At 44.8% G+C, this 22,413-nt stretch carries 19 protein-coding genes and 2 pseudogenes; 7 read left to right on the forward strand and 14 right to left on the reverse strand.

The window, feature by feature from the left end; translation table 11 throughout:
- Positions 1 to 173: 173 nt before the first annotated feature.
- Entirely contained in the window at positions 174 to 758 is a 585-nt protein-coding gene (yfbR, locus tag AB4274_RS09275; RefSeq protein WP_017060613.1) for a 5'-deoxynucleotidase, read from the forward strand.
- Positions 759 to 813: 55 nt separating this feature from the next.
- The gene (locus AB4274_RS09280; protein WP_017060614.1) at positions 814 to 2,157 is read left to right on the forward strand and encodes an anti-phage deoxyguanosine triphosphatase; all 1,344 of its coding nucleotides are present in this window, start codon (positions 814 to 816) and stop codon (positions 2,155 to 2,157) included.
- A 26-nt stretch (positions 2,158 to 2,183) separates the two neighbouring features.
- On the opposite strand, the gene AB4274_RS09285 is transcribed toward AB4274_RS09280, so the two are convergent.
- Complete coding sequence (locus tag AB4274_RS09285) at positions 2,184 to 2,783, reverse strand: tRNA-uridine aminocarboxypropyltransferase (protein ID WP_017060615.1); 600 nt, start codon at positions 2,781 to 2,783, stop codon at positions 2,184 to 2,186.
- 9 nt (positions 2,784 to 2,792) lie between these two features.
- Between AB4274_RS09285 and rrtA the strand changes: the two genes are divergently transcribed.
- Positions 2,793 to 3,341, forward strand: coding sequence for a rhombosortase (gene rrtA, locus AB4274_RS09290; protein ID WP_017060616.1), 549 nt, complete (start codon positions 2,793 to 2,795; stop codon positions 3,339 to 3,341).
- Here the strand turns inward: rrtA and AB4274_RS09295 are convergent.
- From AB4274_RS09295 to AB4274_RS09330, 8 genes and pseudogenes are all read right to left on the reverse strand, one after another.
- The gene (locus AB4274_RS09295; RefSeq protein ID WP_017060617.1) at positions 3,332 to 3,631 is read right to left on the reverse strand and encodes a helix-hairpin-helix domain-containing protein; all 300 of its coding nucleotides are present in this window, start codon (positions 3,629 to 3,631) and stop codon (positions 3,332 to 3,334) included. The two genes, rrtA and AB4274_RS09295, sit on opposite strands and share 10 nt — an antisense overlap.
- Before the next feature lie 224 nt (positions 3,632 to 3,855).
- Complete coding sequence (gene ppiD, locus AB4274_RS09300) at positions 3,856 to 5,721, reverse strand: peptidylprolyl isomerase (RefSeq protein ID WP_017060618.1); 1,866 nt, start codon at positions 5,719 to 5,721, stop codon at positions 3,856 to 3,858.
- A 218-nt stretch (positions 5,722 to 5,939) separates the two neighbouring features.
- A complete protein-coding gene (locus AB4274_RS09305; RefSeq protein ID WP_012604504.1) occupies positions 5,940 to 6,233 on the reverse strand; it encodes an HU family DNA-binding protein in 294 nt (97 codons plus the stop codon).
- A gap of 168 nt (positions 6,234 to 6,401) precedes the next feature.
- Positions 6,402 to 8,753: an endopeptidase La gene (lon, locus tag AB4274_RS09310; RefSeq protein WP_017060619.1), complete on the reverse strand. Its 2,352-nt coding sequence runs from the start codon at positions 8,751 to 8,753 to the stop codon at positions 6,402 to 6,404.
- A gap of 132 nt (positions 8,754 to 8,885) precedes the next feature.
- Positions 8,886 to 10,166: an ATP-dependent protease ATP-binding subunit ClpX gene (gene clpX / locus AB4274_RS09315; RefSeq protein WP_009847283.1), complete on the reverse strand. Its 1,281-nt coding sequence runs from the start codon at positions 10,164 to 10,166 to the stop codon at positions 8,886 to 8,888.
- Positions 10,167 to 10,247: 81 nt separating this feature from the next.
- The gene (gene clpP / locus AB4274_RS09320; protein WP_372111865.1) at positions 10,248 to 10,874 is read right to left on the reverse strand and encodes an ATP-dependent Clp endopeptidase proteolytic subunit ClpP; all 627 of its coding nucleotides are present in this window, start codon (positions 10,872 to 10,874) and stop codon (positions 10,248 to 10,250) included.
- A 105-nt stretch (positions 10,875 to 10,979) separates the two neighbouring features.
- The gene (tig, locus tag AB4274_RS09325) at positions 10,980 to 12,278 is read right to left on the reverse strand and encodes a trigger factor (RefSeq protein ID WP_017065881.1); all 1,299 of its coding nucleotides are present in this window, start codon (positions 12,276 to 12,278) and stop codon (positions 10,980 to 10,982) included.
- Between the two features lie 294 nt (positions 12,279 to 12,572).
- Positions 12,573 to 12,755, reverse strand: a pseudogene (locus AB4274_RS09330) (hypothetical protein); the annotation flags it as partial.
- 163 nt (positions 12,756 to 12,918) lie between these two features.
- Between AB4274_RS09330 and AB4274_RS09335 the strand changes: the two are divergent.
- The 3 genes from AB4274_RS09335 to AB4274_RS09345 all read left to right on the forward strand — a co-directional run bounded on the left by AB4274_RS09335 (position 12,919) and on the right by AB4274_RS09345 (position 16,370).
- Positions 12,919 to 14,739 (forward strand): ATP-binding protein, encoded by a 1,821-nt coding sequence (locus AB4274_RS09335; protein ID WP_372111867.1) that lies wholly within the window; start codon positions 12,919 to 12,921, stop codon positions 14,737 to 14,739.
- A 29-nt stretch (positions 14,740 to 14,768) separates the two neighbouring features.
- Entirely contained in the window at positions 14,769 to 16,118 is a 1,350-nt protein-coding gene (locus AB4274_RS09340; protein ID WP_372111869.1) for a sigma-54-dependent transcriptional regulator, read from the forward strand.
- A 78-nt stretch (positions 16,119 to 16,196) separates the two neighbouring features.
- A complete protein-coding gene (locus AB4274_RS09345) occupies positions 16,197 to 16,370 on the forward strand; it encodes a hypothetical protein (protein ID WP_017060624.1) in 174 nt (57 codons plus the stop codon).
- Positions 16,371 to 16,424: 54 nt separating this feature from the next.
- On the opposite strand, the gene AB4274_RS09350 is transcribed toward AB4274_RS09345, so the two are convergent.
- The 3 genes from AB4274_RS09350 to AB4274_RS09360 form a co-directional block, all read right to left on the reverse strand.
- On the reverse strand, positions 16,425 to 17,786 hold the full coding sequence (locus AB4274_RS09350) for a TRAP transporter large permease (RefSeq protein WP_017060625.1): 1,362 nt from the start codon (positions 17,784 to 17,786) through the stop codon (positions 16,425 to 16,427).
- 2 nt (positions 17,787 to 17,788) lie between these two features.
- Complete coding sequence (locus AB4274_RS09355; RefSeq protein WP_372111871.1) at positions 17,789 to 18,544, reverse strand: TRAP transporter small permease; 756 nt, start codon at positions 18,542 to 18,544, stop codon at positions 17,789 to 17,791.
- 64 nt (positions 18,545 to 18,608) lie between these two features.
- Entirely contained in the window at positions 18,609 to 19,604 is a 996-nt protein-coding gene (locus AB4274_RS09360) for a TRAP transporter substrate-binding protein (protein WP_372111874.1), read from the reverse strand.
- Positions 19,605 to 19,950: 346 nt separating this feature from the next.
- Between AB4274_RS09360 and AB4274_RS09365 the strand changes: the two genes are divergently transcribed.
- The gene (locus AB4274_RS09365; RefSeq protein WP_004736070.1) at positions 19,951 to 20,358 is read left to right on the forward strand and encodes a thioesterase family protein; all 408 of its coding nucleotides are present in this window, start codon (positions 19,951 to 19,953) and stop codon (positions 20,356 to 20,358) included.
- 75 nt (positions 20,359 to 20,433) lie between these two features.
- Here AB4274_RS09365 and AB4274_RS09370 read toward each other — a convergent pair.
- Both AB4274_RS09370 and hflX read right to left on the reverse strand, forming a co-directional pair.
- A pseudogene (locus AB4274_RS09370) lies at positions 20,434 to 20,784 on the reverse strand (4'-phosphopantetheinyl transferase superfamily protein); the annotation flags it as partial.
- Positions 20,785 to 20,826: 42 nt separating this feature from the next.
- Complete coding sequence (gene hflX, locus AB4274_RS09375; protein ID WP_136974229.1) at positions 20,827 to 22,194, reverse strand: GTPase HflX; 1,368 nt, start codon at positions 22,192 to 22,194, stop codon at positions 20,827 to 20,829.
- Between the last annotated feature and the right edge of the window lie 219 nt (positions 22,195 to 22,413).

A 22,413-nucleotide genomic window follows, 5' to 3' on the forward strand; every position in this document is an offset into this window, starting at 1 on the left:
AGTAAGTGTTCAGAAATAGCGTAGGGAAAAAGCTTGAGAACAAGGCAGCTATTTTCGACAAGCAGCTTCGATAAGTAGTTATTCTACAATCAAAAATTCTAACATAGTTATCGAGTTTTTTAACAAGCTAGGATGACCAGTTATTTACTACGATTGGTACTATAAGGACATTTATGAAACAGAGCCATTTCTTTGCCCATCTCGCACGCATGAAGCTAATTCAACGCTGGCCCCTGATGCGTTCGGTATCAAGCGAGAACATTTCAGAACATAGCCTACAGGTTGCTTTCGTGGCACACGCCTTGGCACTGATCAAAAACAAGAAGTTTGATGGTCAGCTTAACCCCGAGCACATTGCTCTGCTTGGCATGTACCACGACACCAGTGAGGTACTGACGGGTGATTTGCCAACGCCAGTTAAATACTACAACCCGGATATTGCACAAGAGTATAAGAAAATAGAAGCCGCGGCAGAACAAAGACTGCTTTCGATGTTGCCAGAAGAGTTCAGAGACGACTTCGCCCCCTTCTTAATATCTGGTACTGCGAGTAAAGAAGAGCAAAGCATCGTCAAGCAGGCAGATACTATCTGTGCGTACCTGAAATGCTTGGAAGAGCTCAGTGCGGGCAATCATGAATACGAGCAAGCCAAGCGCCGATTGGAAGAGACACTCGAACAACGCAAAAGCCCAGAAATGGACTACTTTCTCACCACATTCGCACCGAGCTTTGAATTATCACTAGACGAGATAAGCTAGCTGGGTATAAGTTGTTTTTAATTAGCTAAATAAAATCAATTTGATAGGTGCTATTTTGAATTCTCAACTCGAACCACCCTTTGTACTCGAACAAGAATGGCAGCATCGAAATGACGATGAACATAAAATAAGACGGGATGACCACCGCAGCCCGTATCAGCGTGATCGTGCGCGCGTGCTTCACTCTGCTGCTTTCCGTCGCTTACAAGCGAAAACCCAGATCCATGGCACCACGGTCAACGACTTTCACCGAACGCGCCTTACCCACTCTCTTGAGGCCGCTCAGCTTGGCACCGGTATCGTCGCTCAACTGAAGAAAAAGCAGCCCGAATTTCGAGACCTATTACCCTCAGACAGTTTGATTGATTCACTGTGTTTGGCTCACGACATCGGTCATCCACCCTATGGACATGGCGGCGAAGTCGCACTCAACTACATGATGCGCGACCACGGCGGCTTTGAGGGCAACGCTCAAACGTTTCGCATAGTCACACAGCTAGAACCTTACACTGAACATCACGGGATGAACCTATCTCGACGCACTTTGTTAGGTCTAATTAAGTACCCTTCTCTGCTGAGTGAGGTTCAAGCTAAATTGCAGTCTGAACCCGTTAAGCATCAACGACAACTCCGAGCTAAAGATTGGATGCCAGCAAAAGGCATCTACGATCATGATGAAGAGTTGTTTAACTGGGTGCTTGAACCGCTTTCAAGCAGCGACCAACAGCTCCTAAAACAGAAAAGAAAAACGCATACCGAGCCACTTGAGCACAACAAGACCAAATATAAGTCACTGGATTGTTCGATCATGGAACTTGCTGACGACATCGCGTATGGCGTGCACGATTTAGAAGATGCGATTGTGCTTGGCTCTGTGACCAAAGCTCAGTGGGTCGAATCGGCTTACCCTCAACTGAAAGAGATGGCCGACCCATGGATTTGTGAACACCTAGATTCAATTACAGAGATGCTTTTCTCTGGTGAACAGTATCGTCGAAAGGATGCGATTGGTGGGATAGTCAACGCACTGTTGACCAGTATCTCGATTAAGCGAGTGGAGGCTAACTTTGAGAATGTACTGTTGGCTTACAATGCGGTGCTCGAGCCGAGCATGGACGGCACACTCGATAAGCTGAAACACTTTGTCAGCGAGTTCGTTATTCAAGTGCCACAGGTTCAGGTCATCGAATACAAAGGTCAACAGATCATCATGGATATGTTTGAAGCATTCAGCGCAGATCCTGAACGCTTGCTGCCACTGCCCATCAAGAAGCAATGGCTACAACATCAAGATGAGTCTCGAAAAATGCGCGTGATAGCCGATTACATTTCATCGATGACTGATGATCTTGCGCAGAAAATGCATCAGCAACTGTTCTCAGCTCATACCGAGTTTTAATTCCTGACTCACTTTACTAAAACGGCTTAATCTAAGTAGTTTTTCTCAAACACGCCCGGCGGCATTTGATTGATTTGAAACTGAATCATTTGGTCAAATGCCGTTAGCAAAGGGCTAAAGTCGCCATCACGCTCTAACAAGCTAAGTAAATGATAGCCAGCTTCAACGGTTGAAAGGCTATTTTCACTGGGTGCTTTGCGAATTCGGTAATTACCCTTGAGATCTTTCGGTAAATGAACCGTGTTCAACGCATGCAAGTTACTCGATACTTGCCACATCTTGAATGCTTTCTTCCACGTGCCATCCAATAAAATCACACGCAGCTTCTTATTGGGAGATGTCGCCGACTCAACTGAAACAGAGTTTTCGCTTGGGTATAAAATCACATGTTGATACTGTTCATCGCACAACAATGCGTTGAGTTGTTCGTTGTCTGAAAAGTCTTCGCCAACAAACGTCACGCTGTTATTAAGAGATAACGAGAGAATACGCGCTGTTCCCATCGGACGATGCTCTTCTGATGGGTGCTGAAGAATGATAAGCTCAACATTCGATTCGAGTGGTGTAACCCACTGACAAATACAAGCTTTCAAAGCCTTGCTGCATTGGGGGCAATAACGAGACATGGATTTAATGTGTACCCTGTTTTAATTTTCATTTCACTTTTATGCGTCTTATTCCAATTTGAGCCAATACAAGCTTGGGTCGTTTGGGATAGCAATGCGATTGCCGATGGGCAATGGTGGCGAATCCTAACAGGAAACTTTTCACATACCAACTACTCGCATCTTCTGATGAATCTAGCAGGCTTGTGGATCATCAGCTACCTGTTTCAACCGAGTAAAAAACAGCTTGTTGTTGCTTTGCTTGTGATCAGTTTAGTGACTGGCGTCGCTCTGTTGTTTTCAAGTATTCAGATCTACGTTGGCCTATCGGGCACTTTGCATGGGTTGTTTGGCTTATTCGCGCTCAGAGAGGCTTTAAACGGCAGGAAGTCTAGTTGGCTGTTAGTATTCGGATTAGTCGCTAAAATCGCTTGGGAGCAGCTTATTGGCCCTTCTAGCACGACTGGTGAACTGATTAATGCTCGTATCGCGATTGAAGCCCACCTAGCAGGTGCATTGGCCGGAGGCTTCATATCTATCGCTTCATTTCTAACAAGTAGAAAAACGGGTCAAAGTTGAATTCTTTCGCGGTTCTTTTCAACCGTCGCTTCACCTATCCCTTTGACACTCACCAAATCATCAGCAGTAGTAAATGCCCCGTTCTGATCTCTGTAATCGACGATTTCTTTGGCTTTCTTGTCACCCACGCCAACCAATAGTGCTGAAAGTTCTTCTGCCGTCGCGGTATTGATGTTGACCGTAATCTCAATGCCTTCGTAAAGCTCAGCCTTGGTTGGGCTGTCTGCAAACACGGCAGGGCTTAAGAGCATCAGAAATGAAAGAATTAGTGTTGAATATATCGTGCGCATAAATAGTTCCTTTGTTCAAAAAACGTAACTTATGCATTTGCCGCGCTAGATAACACAATCACCAGATAAAAATAAAGCGGATCACCTAAGTGACCCGCTTCGTTATACATCTTATTTTCATCAGCTTGTTTGTTGGCTCACAAATCTGAATTAAAGCCTAACAATCACGTGTTGATTTCAGTAGTAAGCTCTAACTTGAGCTTGCTACTGAGGTAATCAAACGCTTACTGACCTTGACCCACTACGTAGTATTCAACGTCTGCGTTTTTACGAAGTACGTTTAATACGTTAGTCAGGTCTTGCTGGTTACCAACTCGCTCCAACTGTGCACCAATTTGAGTGCTGTAGGCTGGGTTGATCTCAGCCGTTACTTTAGAAAGCTCAACAACAACGATATTACCGTCTTGGTCTTTAGATTGACCGAACACAGCTTGACCTGCTTCTGGTTTCGCTAGAGCGAATACAGATGCCGCTAATGGCGAGTTACGGTCAATCGTTTCAAGTTCAGTGAACTCAAGGTTGTTGTCCGCTAGTACTGCTTCATTGCCTTGCTCAAGTTCGTTCACTAGAGAAACACCTAGCTCAACCGCTTGCTGCTCTGCTTGTACAGCAGACAGTGCAGCGACAACTTGATCTTTCACTTCAGCTAGAGGAAGAACTGTCTCATCACGAGTCTCTTCTACACGAACAACAATTACGTGCTCAGGTGCAACTTCGATAACTTCCGAGTTTAGACCGTCTTCTTTCACTTCAGGGCTCAAGATAGCTTGCATAACTGCAGGCGTCATCAGAACTTCTGGAGCGTCAACTTGAGAGATGAAATCTGTCGTTGTGATCTTCGCGTTGATAGCTTCTGCAGAATCATCTAGAGAATCTGGGAATTCAAACGCTACTTTTTCTAGCTCAGTTTGTTGCTCGTAGAACTGATCAACTGCGTGTTGGTCTAGAAGCTCTGTCTTAATCTCTGCCGCTACTTCAGTGTAAGGCTGAGCTTGAGACGCTTTTAGTTCGTCTAGCTTGATGATGTGGTAGCCGAAATCAGATTTAACTAGGCCAGTAGTATCGCCAATATTCTCAAGAGCGAAAGCCGCGTCTTCGAATGCAGGGTCCATAACATCGCGCTCAATCCAACCTAGGTCACCGCCAACGTCTGCACTACCGAAGTCGTCAGATTTCTCTTCCGCTAGCGTAGCAAAATCAGCGCCTGCATTTAGCTCGTCTAGGATTGCCTGAGCTTTCGCTTCGTCATCGCCTTGAACTAGGATGTGGCTAACTTTACGTTGCTCTTCCGTTGAGTACTTGTCTAGGTGCTCTTGGTAGTATTTCTGTGCTTCTTCATCGCTTACTTCAAGCTGAGACTTAAGCGCTTCAGCAGAAAGCTCAATGTAAGATACCTTAGCTTGCTCTGGACGAGTGTAAGCTGCTGGGTTCTCTTGGTAGTACTGTTCGATTTGCTCGTCAGTTAACTCGATGTCTTTTGCAAGGTCAGCAACAGACAGTGTCACTGTGCGAATGTCACGAGTTTGTGCGATAAGCTTGCTCTGAGTATCGATTTCGCCCTGAAGAACGAATTCACTGCCTTGAAGTGCAGTCACAAGCTGGTTGCGCATAAGGTCACGACGCATGTATTCAGCGAAGCTCTCTGCGCTGAAACCTGCACGACGTAGTGCCGATTGGTAAACTTCTTGGTCGAATTGACCCGCCGTTTGGAACTGAGGCATTTCTAGAATCATGGTGCGGATTTGAGAATCACTGATTCGTAGGCCTAGAGACTCAGCTTGCTGCTCAAGCAGTACGTCATTGATCATGCGATCAAGTACTGATTTACGGAAAGACTCTACGTAAGCAGGGTCTGCAAGCATTTGCGCGAAGTAATCGCCAAGTTGAGACTGCATACGATTACGTTCGTTTTGGTAAGCCTGTTCGAACTCACCACGAGCAATTTCTGTGTTGCCAACTTTAGCTGCTGCGTTGTTACCGCCACCGGTGATGTAGCTGCCTACACCTGCGAATACGAATGACAGGATAATCAACCCAAGGATAATTTTTACCGCGATGCTATTCACGCCTTCGCGTAATCGATCCATCATAATTTAAGTGCTCTCCGGATATGAAGCATTGGCTTCAAAATAAAAATCTATTCACGCGATATTATCAGAAAAAGAAATGCGCATCAGTAGGATGCGCATAATTTAAATAAGTTCAATGTGCTTTGTACACATACTGTTTAAGAATGAAACATCATTTTTCAAACAGTAAACGCATTTTACTGCCTTCCCCTCTTAAATGGAGGTTTCAGCAGTGAAAATTAGTTACATGCGTCTTTAAGTGCTTTACCCGCTTTGAAGCCAGGTACTTTAGCTTCTGCGATTTGGATCTCTTCACCAGTTTTTGGGTTACGACCTGTACGAGCAGCACGAGTACGAACACTGAAAGTACCAAAGCCAACAAGTGCAACTTGGTCACCAGATTGTAGCGTTGTGCCAACTGCTTCGATGAATGCGTCTAGAGCGCGGCCAGCTGAAGCTTTAGAGATGTCTGCGTTTTCTGCGATTGATTCTACTAGTTGTGTTTTATTCACTGTTTTTCCCCTATGTGTCATCTGTGACTACTTCTGATGACTGTACGTTCCATTTTGGTTTTAATTTAGCCGCAAGCCTTATTGCAAAAGGGCTGCCGCTTTGATCAATAACTTAGCGTCCAAAAAAAACGCTGACAAGCCTTTTCGGGCCTATCAGCGTAATTCTTTACTTATTTTTGCTATGCATCACTATTTTTTCACGTCAAACTCGACCCCTGACGGATCTCGTTCTAGCGCGACTTTGAGTACTTCATCAATCCACTGAACCGGGATCACCTTCAAGTCAGCGATTACGTTGTCTGGAATCTCTTCCAAATCACGCTCATTGTCTTTAGGGATCAGTACAGTTTTGATGCCGCCACGGTGTGCAGCAAGCAGTTTTTCTTTCAAGCCACCGATAGGTAAAACTTCACCACGAAGGGTAATTTCACCTGTCATACCGACCTCTGCTTTAACCGGGTTACCCGTCAAGCTAGAGACAAGTGCAGTACACATTGCGATACCCGCACTCGGGCCATCTTTCGGTGTAGCACCTTCTGGTACGTGAACGTGAATGTCACGTTTTTCGTAGAAATCTGAGTTGATACCCAGTTTTTCAGCACGAGAACGAACCACTGTCATTGCCGCTTGAATCGACTCTTTCATCACGTCGCCAAGTGAGCCAGTTTGCGTTAGCTTACCTTTGCCCGGCATTGCTTCGGTCTCGATAGTCAGTAGATCACCACCCACTTGAGTCCACGCTAGGCCTGTTACTTGACCGATACGGTTGCTTTCATCCGCTTTACCGAAGTCGTGGCGTTGAACACCTAAGTACTCTTTCAGGTTATCAATGTTAACCGTTACAGACTTAAGATCGCTGTCTAGCAAGATGTTCTTCACTGCTTTACGACAGATCTTTGAGATTTCACGCTCTAGGCTACGTACACCCGCTTCACGCGTGTAGTAACGAATGATGCCGATGATTGCAGAGTCTTCAATCTCAATTTCATGAGGCTTAAGACCGTTGCGTTGAACTTGCTTGTCCAGTAAATGGCTCTTAGCAATGTTCAGCTTCTCATCTTCTGTGTAACCAGATAGACGAATCACTTCCATACGGTCCAGTAGAGGCCCAGGAATGTCCATCGAGTTCGATGTTGCCACGAACATAACATCTGACAGATCGTAATCTACTTCTAGGTAGTGATCGTTAAATGCGTTGTTTTGTTCTGGATCTAGAACTTCTAGAAGTGCTGAAGATGGGTCGCCACGCATATCAGAAGACATCTTATCGATCTCATCTAATAGGAACAGTGGGTTCTTAACACCAACTTTAGACATCTTCTGGATCAGTTTACCCGGAAGTGAACCGATGTACGTACGACGGTGACCACGAATCTCAGCTTCATCACGAACGCCACCAAGTGCCATACGCGTGTACTTACGACCCGTTGCCGCAGCAATCGAACGACCTAGCGAGGTTTTACCTACACCAGGAGGACCAACAAGACAAAGGATTGGGCCTTTTAGCTTGTTGATACGGTTTTGTACTGCCAAGTATTCAAGAATACGTTCTTTAACACGCTCTAAGCCGTAGTGGTCTTCGTTTAAGATCTCTTCCGCTTTCGCTAGATTCTTTTTCACTTTTGAACGCTTAGCCCAAGGAACGCCAACCATCCAATCAATGTAGCTACGTACTACTGTTGCTTCAGCAGACATTGGCGACATCATTTTCAGTTTTTGCAGTTCTTGCTCGGTTTTTTCACGAGCTTCTTGAGGCATCTTAGAGTCTTCGATCTTCTTCTTCAGAGTCTCGAATTCATCAGGAGCGTCGTCCATCTCGCCAAGTTCTTTCTGAATCGCTTTCATTTGCTCATTCAGGTAGTACTCACGCTGAGATTTTTCCATTTGCTTCTTAACGCGGCCACGAATGCGTTTTTCAACTTGCAAGATGTCAATTTCTGACTCCATTTGGCCCATCAAGAATTCCAGACGTTCAGTCACATCTAAGATTTCTAGAACGTGCTGCTTGTCTACCAGTTTAAGTGGCATGTGTGCAGCAATCGTATCAGCAAGGCGAGCTGCCTCATCAATACCGTTCAGAGATGTTAGAACTTCTGGTGGAATCTTTTTGTTCAGCTTAATAAAGCCTTCGAATTGATTGATCGCGCTGCGAACAACCACTTCTTGTTCTTTTTCGTCAAGTTCTGAGGTTACAACGTATTCTGCGTCCGCTAAGAAAAACTCACTTTCTTTGAATTGGTGAATTTTTGCACGCTGCTGACCTTCGACAAGCACTTTAACAGTACCATCAGGGAGCTTTAGTAACTGAAGAATGGTAGCGACAGTTCCTACTTTAAATAGGTCGTCAATTGAAGGCTCATCAGTGTCCGCTTCTTTCTGCGCTACAAGTAGTACTTGTTTGTTAGCTTCCATTGCCGATTCAAGGCAAGTAATCGATTTTTCACGACCAACAAACAATGGAATAACCATGTGTGGGTAAACCACTACATCACGTAGAGGTAGCACGGGGATTTCGATACGCTCGGAACGTTCCAAGTTCATATATTTCTCTCTTCCGCTTTAACTTATAAAGCAGTATATGGGGCTTAAACGACTGGATTCAATGGAAGAATAAAAAAAAGGAGGTAATTGCTTACCTCCTTTTTCAATTTGAGTGACTTGTCTAAAAAAGACCTACTCTGCAACAGCTGCTTGGTTATCTGAGTTGCTGTAAATTAATAGTGGTTCTGACTCACCATTAATTACCGACTCATCAATCACAACCTTGCTTACATCAGTTGAAGATGGCAGTTCGTACATAGTTTCTAGTAGAACACCCTCCAAGATAGAACGTAGACCACGAGCACCTGTTTTACGGTTCATTGCTTTCTTAGCAATGGCACGTAAAGCATCTTCACGGAATTCTAACTCTGTATCCTCAAGCTCAAATAATGCTGCGTACTGTTTTGTAAGTGCATTCTTTGGCTCACATAGGATTTGGATTAGCGCTTCTTCATCAAGCTCTGTCAGTGTTGTTGTCACAGGTAGACGACCAATGAATTCTGGAATCAGACCATATTTCACTAGATCTTCAGGTTCTACTTGAGTGAACAATTCACCGATAGTTTTGGTTTCATCTTTTGAACGCACTTCTGCGCCAAAGCCGATACCTGAACCTGTTTCTACACGCTGTTCAATCACTTTATCTAGGCCTGCAAACGCACCACCACAGATAAATAAGATCTTAGACGTGTCCACTTGCAAGAACTCTTGTTGTGGATGCTTACGACCACCTTGAGGTGGAACTGAAGCTACTGTACCTTCAACAAGTTTTAGTAGAGCTTGCTGTACACCTTCACCAGACACGTCACGCGTGATTGATGGGTTTTCAGCTTTACGAGAAATCTTGTCGATTTCATCGATGTAAACAATGCCGCGTTCCGCTTTCGCTACGTCGTAATCACATTTCTGAAGCAACTTCTGGATGATGTTTTCAACATCTTCGCCCACGTAACCCGCTTCGGTTAGTGTTGTTGCGTCTGCCATTGTGAAAGGAACGTCTAGGAAACGAGCCAATGTTTCAGCCAGTAGTGTTTTACCACTACCAGTAGGACCGATAAGAAGAATGTTACTCTTACCTAGCTCTACGCCTTCAGCTGTCGTATCACCATTACGTAAACGCTTGTAGTGGTTATAAACTGCAACTGCTAGCACTTTCTTCGCGTATTCTTGACCGATTACATAGTCGTCAAGATGCTCACGAATCTCACGCGGCGTTGGCAGCGATTCCGATTCTTTCTTAGGAAGAACATCTTTAATTTCTTCACGAATAATGTCGTTACAAAGATCGACACATTCATCACAAATGTAAACAGAAGGACCTGCGATTAACTTGCGAACTTCGTGTTGGCTTTTGCCACAGAAAGAGCAGTAAAGCAGTTTACCGCTACCACCCTCTTTGCTTTTATCTGTCATTCGCTAACCTCTTAGCCTTAACTCTCTATGCTTGAGTGTATATCAATTTGAATCACTTTGCGTTAAACAATTGCCCTGCAATTATTGACCGCGGTGATTAAGAACTGAATCCACCAAGCCGTATTCTACTGCTTGATCAGCAGACATGAAGTTATCACGATCTGTATCGCGCTCAACAACTTCTAGAGGCTGACCAGTGTGCTCTGCCAATAGTTTGTTTAGCTTTTGTTTGATCGTTAGGATCTCTTGCGCGTGAATTTGAATATCAGACGCTTGGCCTTGGAAGCCGCCAAGTGGCTGGTGAATCATTACACGTGAGTTTGGAAGCACGTGACGCTTACCAGGAGTACCACCCGCTAGTAAGAATGCACCCATAGAGCAAGCTTGACCCATACATACTGTGCTCACGTTTGGCTTGATGAACTGCATTGTGTCGTAGATAGACATGCCTGCTGTTACGCTACCGCCAGGTGAGTTGATGTAAAGATAGATATCTTTGTCTGGGTTTTCTGATTCCAAGAAAAGCAGTTGAGCCACGACAAGATTTGCCATGTGGTCTTCCACTTGACCTGTTAAGAAAATGATACGTTCTTTTAATAGACGAGAATAAATATCGTAAGAACGTTCACCACGGGAAGTCTGTTCAACCACCATAGGAACTAGTGCGTCCATAATCGATGGGATTGTATTTTTTTCTTGGTAGCTCATATTCTTATGTCCCTAAAATAAATGGCCCGAATGATTAAATCATACGGACCATTGTTAGCAGAATTGTTGACCGTACGTCAACCTTCTACGTCAGATATTACTATATTAAGCAGGTTGCTGATTCATTAGCTCGTTGAAGCTAACTTCTTTATCAGAAACTTGAGCTTTAGCGATGATTGCATCAATAGCTTGCTCTTCTAGAGCAACATTGCGCATGTTGTTCATCATTTGCTCGTTTTGCTCGTAGTAAGCAATAACTTCTGTTGGATCTTCGTATGCTGTAGCCATCTCTTCGATGATAGCTTTAACTTTCTCGTCGTCAGCTTTTAGCTCTTCAGTCTTGATTACTTCACCAAGAAGAAGACCTACAACTACGCGACGTTTAGCTTGCTCTTCGAACAGCTCACGTGGAAGTTGGTCAGCAGCTTCAGTGTTGCCACCGAAACGTTGAGCAGCTTGTTGACGTAGAACACCGATCTCTTGATCGATTAGAGCAGAAGGTACGTCGATGTTGTTTTCGTTAACTAGACCGTCGATAGCTTGCTCTTTGATGCGGTTCTTAACAGCTTGCTTAAGCTCACGCTCCATGTTCTTACGAACTTCAGCTTTAAGACCTTCAACGCCGTCAGTTGCGCCGAACTTAGCAACGAATTCTTCGTTTAGTTCTGGAAGTTCACGAGCTTCAACTTTGTTCAGCTTGATAGAGAACTTAGCTGCTTTACCTTTTAGGTTTTCAGCGTGGTAATCTTCTGGGAAATTTACGTCGATTTCGAATTCCATACCTGCTGTTTTACCAACGATACCGTCTTCAAAACCAGGGATCATGCGACCAGCGCCCATCTCTAGTGGGAAGTTCTCAGCTTTACCGCCTTCGAACTCTTCACCGTCGATAGAACCAACGAAGTCGATAGTTGCACGAGAACCAGCGTCAGCAGCAGCTTCAACTTCAGTCCAAGTTGCTTGTTGCTTACGTAGAGTTTCGATCATCTCTTCAACGTCAGCTTCTTTAACTTCTACTGCTGGTTTCTCAACAGTGATGTTTTCTAGACCTTTCAGCTCAACTTCTGGGTAAACTTCAAAAGTTGCGTTGAATACTAGGTCAGCGCCTTCGTTGTTTTCAACTGGTGCGAAAGTAGGTGCGCCAGCTGGGTTGATTTTCTCTTTAACGATCGCTTCGATGAAGTGACGTTGCATTACTTCGCCCATCACGTCTTGACGTACTGCTTTGCCGTACATTTTAGCAACCATCTTCATTGGCACTTTGCCTTTACGGAAACCATCGAAACGACGGTTTTTCGCGATGTTGCGTAGTTCAGCTGTAACTGCATCTTCGATGTTAGCAGCAGGAACAGTAATATTAAGACGGCGCTCTAGGCCTTCTAGCGTTTCAACAGTAACTTGCATTATATAAACCTCAAAACTGGCTCAGTAATCTGAGCATATGAGCCGTAACTTAGCTTTAATTCAAAAGCAGACGTTGTTGGCTGCATCCTTGTGTAGTGCTCTATCCGAACACCTAATTTAAAATCGAGCATTGATGTCTGAATTGATTATTCAACCAAACACCAGACTAATCAGCGATATCTTCGTTCTTCACACGTCGATTAAAACGCAATAAAGCTTGTTTTCAGAAACAAGAAAGGTATCTCCGATTAGCCTCAGGACAGAAATTTTAGACGCGACATTCTAGCGATCTGTTTAATCTCTGTCGAGCCGTTCACCTCTGCATGATGATGAATGCTCTAAATTCGTCCAACTAAGTGATACAAAAACGATCAAATCATCACTTAGCACAACAGAAATGGGGACAATAGCGACTTTTTCAAGGGAATCGAGGGCTTTTTTTGTTAAAAACCTTAAAAAGAGATCTTGCTCTTGTTTTACCCCTCAGAGTCGATAACTTTTTCAACAATCCCCGTTACAAACCCTTAACCTACATCCATCTGTTCACTCTCTGCTTTCAGCAAAAACTACCGCTATTTGCTACCATAAACGAGAGAAGACAGGCTTGATTGTTTACCAAAGAAATCAGCGGAGAGCCTTCATGTTTCAAGCTTTTAAAATCCCAATACTGTTAATGGTCACATACAGTTTACTGATGGTGTTTGGCGGTCATTGGGTGTGGAGCACGAGCCATGAAAGTTTGTTAAATGATCATCAATCTAAGCTGGACCGCTTTTCTGTTCATATTTCAAGCCAATTGGATAAGTTCGCGCACATTCCCGAGCTGCTTTCAAAAGACAAAGAGCTGGTCGATGCCCTGCACTCTCCAAGTAACTCTGCGCAAATCGAACTCACTAATCGTTATCTAGAGCACGTAAACTCGGTGATTCAAGCATCCGACACCTACCTACTAGACAGTATCGGCACCACCATTGCAGCCAGTAACTGGAATCAACCGCGTTCTTTTATTCGTCGTAACTTTGCTTTCCGCCCCTACTTTCAAGAAGCGATTATTGGCAATGAAAATCAATATTTTGCGCTAGGTTCAACCTCTGGAAAGCGAGGCTATTATTATTCTTACCCCGTCTCCTATGCCGCCGAGATTATTGGCGTCATTGTCGTAAAGATGGATTTATCGCTGATTGAAGCAAGTTGGAAAGGCAAACAGAGTTTTTTTGTTGCTGACGATAAAGATCAAATTGTATTTATGTCGAGTAACCCTGAGTGGCTGTTCAAAAGCCTTCAGCCGCTAAGCGAAGTACAACACACTCGAATTCAAGAAAGCAGGCAGTATCTCGATACAAAAATAGAAAGCCTGCACTTCTCCGGCGATTTAGACAGTGCCACCAGTCGTATTGAGTCGCCACACAAACTCGTCCAAGAGCAGTTCTTTAGTTCTTCGCGTTTCCTAGCCGAACCAAGACTCACCATACGGGTATTTTCTCCAACCCACTTAGTTTGGTGGGACTTGGTTGCTTACCTTGTGGTTTTGAGCCTAATCTTTGCGATTATTTATCTAACAATGCAGCTCAACCACCATAGACAACAAAGACGAGCACAGATAGACAGGCTGCAATCCGAAGCCAAGCAAAAACTCGAATTTCAAGTGCTTGAACGTACATCGGAGTTACATGTTGAGATCAAACACCGTATCGAAACCGAGCATGTTCTGAGGCAAACCCAAGACGAGCTCATCCAAGCCGCCAAACTAGCAGTGCTAGGGCAGATGTCAGCGAGCATCAGTCACGAACTGAATAACCCGCTTGCCGCGATTCGCAGTTATGCCGACAACGGCCGATTGTTTCTTGCCAAAGAAAAAACCGATCGTGTCGATGACAATCTATCGCGAATCTCGGCACTCACTGATCGTATGGCGAAAATCAGCCACCAGCTTCGCTCGTTCGCCAAAAAATCTACTGCGGAAGAGCTACACACCTTACAAATACTCCCAGTTTTACATTCATCGAAAGAGCTGATGAAGCCACAACTCAAGAGCGAGCGAGTTAAGGTCAACGAACTCCCTGAGACCTTTGATGCTTGCGTGCTCGCCAACGCCATTCAACTGGAACAGGTGATCATTAACCTGCTGACCAACGCGATTCAGGCGGTGGAACAACAAGATGACAAACAATTAGCTATTCTGTTAGAGATTAGAGAGTCCGACCATCAACAAGCCAATACCTTGCTAATTCATGTCGATGATAACGGCCCCGGCTTCACCTCCCCTTCTAGCGGAAACTTTTTTGAACCCTTCCATACCACCAAGAAAAACGGACTTGGACTTGGGCTATCGATTTCTCAACAAATAATCAACGGAATAAATGGCAAGCTCGTTACCGGTAGTAGCCCTCAAGGCGGTGCTCGAATCAGCATAGAGTTGCCCCTTGTTGGACATGAACAGCAAACAAAAAATCAGCAATAACCAGAATACAAAGAAGTAAAGGAATCACTATGTGTCACGTCTATTTCATTGATGATGAATCCGATCTAAGAATGGCGATTGAACAGAGCTTCGAGCTCGCCGACATTGATGCCGAATTCTTTCCCGATGCGGAGTCTGCTCTGCTCGCGATTCAAGAAAACGGCTTACCTCACGTGATCATCACTGATATCTGTCTACCAGGTCTATCCGGGCATGATCTGCTCAACACCGTGATGCACAAAGACAAAGAGATCCCCGTGATCATGATTACTGGTCACGGCGATATTTCAATGGCCGTTCAAGCCATCCAATACGGCGCCTATGACTTCATTGAAAAACCTTTCGCTAATGAACGCCTAATCGAAACCACTAAGCGAGCGATAGAAAAACGTCAGCTCACACTAGAGAACCTTGAGTTAAAACGTTCACTTAAAGCCAGCCAAGCACTTGGTCCAAGGATCATTGGTGACACGCAATCAATGACGGAGCTGCGGTCTATCATCACTCACGTTGCCGATACCAATGCCGACATATTGCTATTTGGCGAAACAGGCACTGGCAAAGAATTAGTTGCACGCTCTCTGCATGAACAAAGCAGCAGGCGAGAACAAAACTTCGTCGCAGTCAACTGCGGCGCAGTACCTGAAAATCTGATTGAGAGTGAACTGTATGGCCATGAGAAAGGGGCATTCACTGGCGCAGAAAGCAAACGTGTCGGTAAATTTGAATTTGCTCAGGGCGGAACTCTATTCTTAGATGAAATTGAGTCCATGCCAATGCAGGCACAAATTCGCCTGTTGCGCGTCTTGCAAGAACGCGTCATCGAAAGGGTTGGGTCTAATGGTTTAGTCCCTCTAGACATTCGAGTGATTGCGGCAACTAAAGTCGACCTAAAGAAAGCCGCTGAAGAAGGCTCTTTCCGCCAAGATCTCTATTATCGACTCAATGTTGTGACCTTAGATTTACCGCCGTTAAGAAGCCGACAAGAAGATATCCCAGCACTCTTCCACCACTTCTTACTGGTCGCTGCGGCGCGTTATGGCAAGACTGCCCCTGCCCTTCCACAAAAGGAGCTGCACGCACTTTTGGCTCATGATTGGCCGGGAAATGTTCGAGAATTACGTAATACTGCAGAGCGTTTTGTACTTTTAGGTAAGCTTTCTCACTTATCAGACAGCGCCACTGAAACTACTCAAGAACTGTCTTTGGCAGAATTGGTATCTGACTTTGAAAAAAACACGTTGAAGCAGGCACTTATTGAATGCAATGGCAGTATAAAAGAGACCATGGAGAGGCTGCAATTACCGAGGAAAACCCTCTACGATAAGATGCAAAAGCACCAACTAACGAAAGAATCTTATAAGGTAGAACCAAACTAAATTAGATTTGGGAGCAAGATCACCTATACTTATTTCGACAACAGGATGTTATGCAATAAATATAATAAGGAAGTGGTTATGGGTGAGAAAACAAAAGTGCCATCGATTACCGATACTTTCGAGATAGATGGTATTTTTTATGCTGACAATCATGTCGATCTACACACGCCAGAATTAGAGGCAAAACGCGCTTTGTATGAGCAGATAAAGCCTCATTCAAATCGTGGCAGAAATATAGATGAGGAGGTCTAGCGACCTCCTCATTTTTTATGGATTAAATTCCATGTCAGTGAATGACTCAAATAGCTACTTGGTTATGATCTCTGGTCCCATCAAGGTGGTTGGTAACCATGTTGATACCCAAGGTACGTAAGTGACGATAATCAGGAATAAGAACATCACCCCAACCCACGGCAATGCGGCTTTTACCACGTTCATCATCGACATCTTCGCGACACCTGCGGTCACAAACAAATTGAGCCCGACAGGCGGCGTTATCATCCCTATCTCCATGTTCACCACCATCATGATACCTAGGTGAATTGGGTCGATACCGAGCGCAATTGCAATTGGGAATACCAAAGGAGCAACGATGATCAGCAAGCCTGATGGCTCCATGAACTGCCCACCAATCAAGAGTAAAACGTTTACTACAATCAAAAAGGTGATCGGACCCAAGCCCGCAGATAGCATAGACTCAGTGATCATTTGAGGAATGCGTTCTTCGGTCAGTACATGCTTAAGAATCAGAGCATTGGCAATGATAAACAGCAGCATGATCGTCAGCTTGCCTGCATCGTAAAGTGTGTCTTTGGTGTCTTTATGGAAAAACGTTTGGAACACCTTAACCAAAGCAGGCTTTGTATTGTTCTTGTCAGCGAAAGGCCCCATATCTTTATAGATAAAGTTGGCAATGAAGAAGGCATACACCGCAGCCACTGCCGCCGCTTCTGTCGGAGTAAAGATGCCGCCGTAGATACCACCTAGAATGATGACAATCAGCAGCAAGCCCCAGCTCGCATCTTTCGCAGCTGCGAACATCTCGCCCCAGCCCACAAATGGCTGTGCCGGAATCTTCTTAATACGTGCTGCGATGTAGATAGCAATCATCAACATCACACCCGCCAGCAAACCAGGAATAACGCCACCTAAGAACATACGACCTACCGATACATCGGTCGCAGCCGCGTAAACCACCATCACGATGGACGGCGGAATCAAGATACCCAAAGTACCCGCGTTACAGATAACCCCTGCCGCGAACTCTTTTGAGTAACCGTTTTTGATCATACCTGCGATAACGATACTACCGATCGCCACTACCGTTGCAGGAGATGAACCAGAAAGGGCTGCGAACATCATACATGCCACAACCGACGCCATCGCCAAGCCGCCGCGGAACCAACCTACCATCGCGATAGCAAAACGGATAATACGTTTCGCCACGCCACCAGTAGACATGAAGCTAGAGGCCAAAATAAAGAAAGGAATCGCTAAGAGTGTGTAGTGGCCTGCAAATGCATTAAACAGCGTTTGTGCGACTGAAGCTAATGACGCATCTGAGTGCATCAATAAGAATATTACGCTCGATAAACCGAGGGAAATTGCAATTGGTACACCGACCAACATGAAAGCAATTACCATTAAAAATAGAAATAACATTGCCATGATTAGTCTTCCTTACCGTTAGATTTTGTACTCGACTCATTCGCTTTGTTCTGCGGAGTCGAATTCAATACCGCTGTCGCATCTTCGTCAGAGCCCGCTAGCACGTCTGCTTTCAACGCATCCAGCTCTTCTTCGGCTTCATGGCCTGCAATCATGCGGTCAAGCTTTCCCGTCGCCACTTGATAAGCGATTTGGATAAATCGGAACGTCAGCATTGCCATACCAATCGGCAGCGCCATATAAGGAATAAAACGTGGCAGTTTCTCGTATCGCTCGCCTTCATTCAGCCAGTCAGCAAGAAACTGAAGCATCTCTGGCATTGGAATATCGTCGGTCTCGTACCATGCGCGATCGGTCGCGAATGGGTACCAATAATTCCAAGAACCGATAAGAAGTAAGATTGAAAATGCTAGGCAGCTTGTCACGGCGATGAGCGCATACACTTTGCGTAGCTTTTCTGGGGCAAGGTTGATGATCACATCAACACCAATGTGGAAGTGTTTTTTAACGCCATAAGATGCGCCCACTAACACCATCCAAGCAAACATGAACACGGTCAGTTCCAGTGCCCATAAGATGTTGTCATTGAATGCGTATCGAAATACCACGTTGGCAAAAGTAAGTAGCGTCATTGCGCCAAGGAAAAATGCGATTAGTGACTCTTCAATCACATCCGTAACTCTTCCGACTTTGGAAAAAAGAGAGGTTTCCAGTGCTGATTCGCTAGAATTTGGTTGTTCCATTTGAGGCTTTTCCATAATTGACTCCGCTTATAATTGTTTTAATAAGGAGTGACGAATACTCGCCACTCCCTTAGCGGTGTTATTGGTTTGAAGCTAACGCTGCATCGATAAGGTCTGAACCGATGTCTTTTTCAAACTTCTTCCATACTGGTTGAAGTGCAGCTACCCATGCTTCACGCTGTTCAGGCGTAAGTATACGAACCTCACCACCCGCTTCGATGATGTTGTTTTTGTTCGCTAGGTTAACTTTTGAAGATTCTGCGTTACGCGTCTCAGACACTTCTTGAACGATAGTGCCAAGCTGTGTGCGTACATCTTCAGGTAGGTCTTTCCAGAAGTCGTTTGACGTTACAACTAGGTAATCCAAGATACCGTGATTAGTTTCGGTCACGCCGTCTTGTACTTCAAAGAACTTCTTACCGTAGATGTTTGACCATGTGTTCTCTTGACCATCGATAACTTTAGTTTGCAAGCCACCGTACACTTCTTTGAAAGACATCTTCTGTGGGTTAGCGCCTAGTTGTTCAAACTGAGCCACCAATACATCCGATGCTTGAACACGGAATTTCAAACCTTTTGCATCTTCAGGGCTGATAAGAGGTTTGTTCGCCGACATCTGTTTCATGCCATTGTGCCAAAACGCAAGACCTTGCAGGCCACGACGCTTCATCGCGTTCTTCAGCTTTTCACCAGATTCTGAGTTTTGGAAACGGTCAACGGCTTCTACGTCTTCAAATAGGAAAGGAAGGTCAAAAATGCGGTATTTCTTAGTGAACTTCTCAAATTTTGACAGCGATGGCGCCGCCATTTGAACATCACCATTTAACAGGGCTTCCAGTACCTTATTATCATCGTAAAGTGTTGAGTTAGGGAAAACTTGCATACAAGCTTTTCCATTCATTTCTGTGTTTACTCGCTCTTCCAGTAAAGAAGCGGCGATGCCTTTCGGGTGCTTATCGGTATTGGTTACATGACTGAATTTAATCACGATTTCACCAGGGTCACAGTTTGCAGCAGCATTAAAACTTGTGAGCGCCAGAGCTGATACAGACAGCAGGGTAAGAGGCTTAAACATTATTATTCTCCTTAGTAAACAAAGCAGCCCTTCAATGGGAACTGCGTGCTTTCACTAATGCAATTAGCGCGCCATATTGACACAATTCATTAACAAGCCTTTAACCGCAAGGCTTCATAAGATCTGCCTGCAGTTGTCGCTAACTCGCTACAAAAATTAATGGGTGGAAAATGACACATAGAATATTTGTAAATGGGTGGGAGTTGACCAAAGCATCAGAGATAAATGAGGTCTGACCAAAAGCCCCTTTCACGATGATGCCTTGAAGTAATTTCAACCTATCCTGTAGAGTGCTGCACAACTTAGTCAGATTTACTGATCCACTACTTACCAAGAGTTGCTACCCATGAGTCAGATCTACCATCACCCAGTACAGATTTACTACGAAGATACCGATCACTCAGGTGTGGTTTATCACCCTAACTTTCTTAAATACTTTGAGCGTGCGCGCGAGCATGTGTTGGGCAGCGATAAACTGGCAGAGTTGTGGAATGAACATGGACTGGGGTTTGCGGTGTATAAAGCCAATATGACCTTTCAAGACGGCGTTGAGTTCGCAGAGATCTGCGATATCCGAACCTCTTTTGAGCTCGATGGCAAATACAAAACCTTATGGCGACAAGAGGTATGGCGTAAAGATGCAACCAAACCTGCCGTGATTGGTGATATCGAGATGGTTTGCCTAGATAAAGACAAACAACTTCAGCCTGTACCCGCAGAAGTATTAAAAGCGATGCTTGGCGAAACGAGTTAACCAATATTACGAATGGCTGAGAGCGAGCCGTGTTCAAGATTAGAAGCTAAAGGTTCTAGTGTAACGAACGTAAACTCAGCCAAGTAGCTTCGATTTGGGGAAGCACTTAATCTCTAATTGCATAGGAAGCGTTGCACCACCAAGCGTCACGGCAAATCGAAACTGGTTATCCAGCCTTCCTAAACTGCATTGCCAATCTGTTGAAGTATTGTCATTTTCAGCAGCATCCAACCCTACACCGTTATGGACAATGATTCCTCCATGTAACTCTGGTCGTAAACCCGACGAATGAACTGGCAGCGTTTGTTGAGTTAGATTGGAAAAATCGAACGAAAAACTTTTCAATGATGTGGCCAACCCCTTACCTGTCGCTTTGATATACGACTCCTTCAGCGCCCAAAGATCGAAAAAACGCTCTCTCTGCAGTCGACTTTTCTTTTGACGTTCTTATCTAAACTAGATAGACGATCAAGACTTCTGCATACGCTTTTTCAAGCGCGCTAAATCAATTGCACTTGAGCGTACAGTAAGCTTGATGCATTCGTAGTCGTATTCTTCCTTCACCACACTCATGTTTGAGCGAATCTCACCGATAATGCCTTGTCCAGAATAAGGAATCGTGATCTCTTCTTCGATCATGCCTTGTTCAGCCACACCCACAATGTACTTGTGCAGTTTGGTGATATCGAGCGGGTCACGAGTCGAGGTCAGCATTGCATCTGGGAATTCTTCAATCAGCTCTAACTGTTCTTCTTCGCTCAATCTATCGCACTTGTTCAGTACCAATAGTTTTTCGCTGCCTTCAACGCCCACTTGCGCTAATACTTCGTGTACCACATCAAGCTGTGCGCGGAATGAAACATCAGAAGCATCAACCACATAAAGCAGTAATGAAGCATCATGCGCTTCTGCTAGTGTTGAGTGGAATGAAGCAACCAGATCGTGTGGCAGTTTCTTGATGAAACCCACCGTATCTGACACTAAGATACGCGGCTGAGTGATCGGCTGAAGTGCACGAACCGTGGTATCTAAGGTCGCGAATAGCTTATCTTCACCGCTCACTTCGGTTGCGGTCATAGCGCGCATCATCGAAGATTTACCCGCGTTGGTGTAGCCAACCAGAGCAACAGTGAAAAGCTCCGAACGCTGAGTGCGTCGGTTCTTCATTTCGTCCTGTACGCTAACCAGCTCACGTTTAAGCGCAGCAATTTGGTCACGTACTTTACGGCGGTCTAGCTCTAATGAAGTTTCACCAGCACCCTGACCCATTTGACGCTCTTTATCACCGTCGGCTGTTTCACGCAGTCGAGGCACTAAGTAGTTTAGGCGAGCGATTTCAACTTGCAGACGTGCGGTACGAGTACGAGCATGGCGGCTAAAGATCTCGATGATGATACCAGTACGGTCAAATACCTCGACACCCAAGTGCGCTTCTACATTACGCAGTTGAGATGGGCTCAAATCACAGTCGAATACCACTACGTCAGCAGTACCAAACTCCACATCTTCAGATGGAAGATCATCAAAATCTAATTCATCGATACTAGCGCGAAAATCAAAAGATTCATCGATAAAATCTTCATCTTCTGCTTCTTCAATCGAACCTTGGTAACCGGTGAGGTGTGCAATTTCTGCAAGCTTACCTGCGCCCAACACGTTTTGTCGTTGTGTTGAACTGTGGTGCTGTGATTGTGTACCGACCACTTTAAACCCTAGGGTTGTTACTAAGCGAGCAAGTTCGGCAAGAGACTCTTTTGCTTCGTCACCTTTGAAGTCCGGTGTCGTAATAGAAATAAGTAAAGCGTTACTAGCTGAGGGTTTTGCTGTTAGTTTCATGTATTCTTCTGTTTATGCACTAATGTGCAACCTAGTATTTGGTCTAAAGTAGCGCGATCCTACGCTGTTCTCGGTCAGCTTTATAGAGCTAACGGAGGCTATTTGGCGATATTATTGCAGTTAATCCATTTATCTCGTTTATCCCTCTGTTTTCGTGAGGAAATAAAACAGGCTAAAACAACAAAAAAGACAGCATCACGTTACTTATTAGTAATTAGT

Source organism: Vibrio sp. 10N.261.55.A10 (genome assembly GCF_041470825.1).
GTDB lineage: Bacteria > Pseudomonadota > Gammaproteobacteria > Enterobacterales > Vibrionaceae > Vibrio > Vibrio crassostreae_C.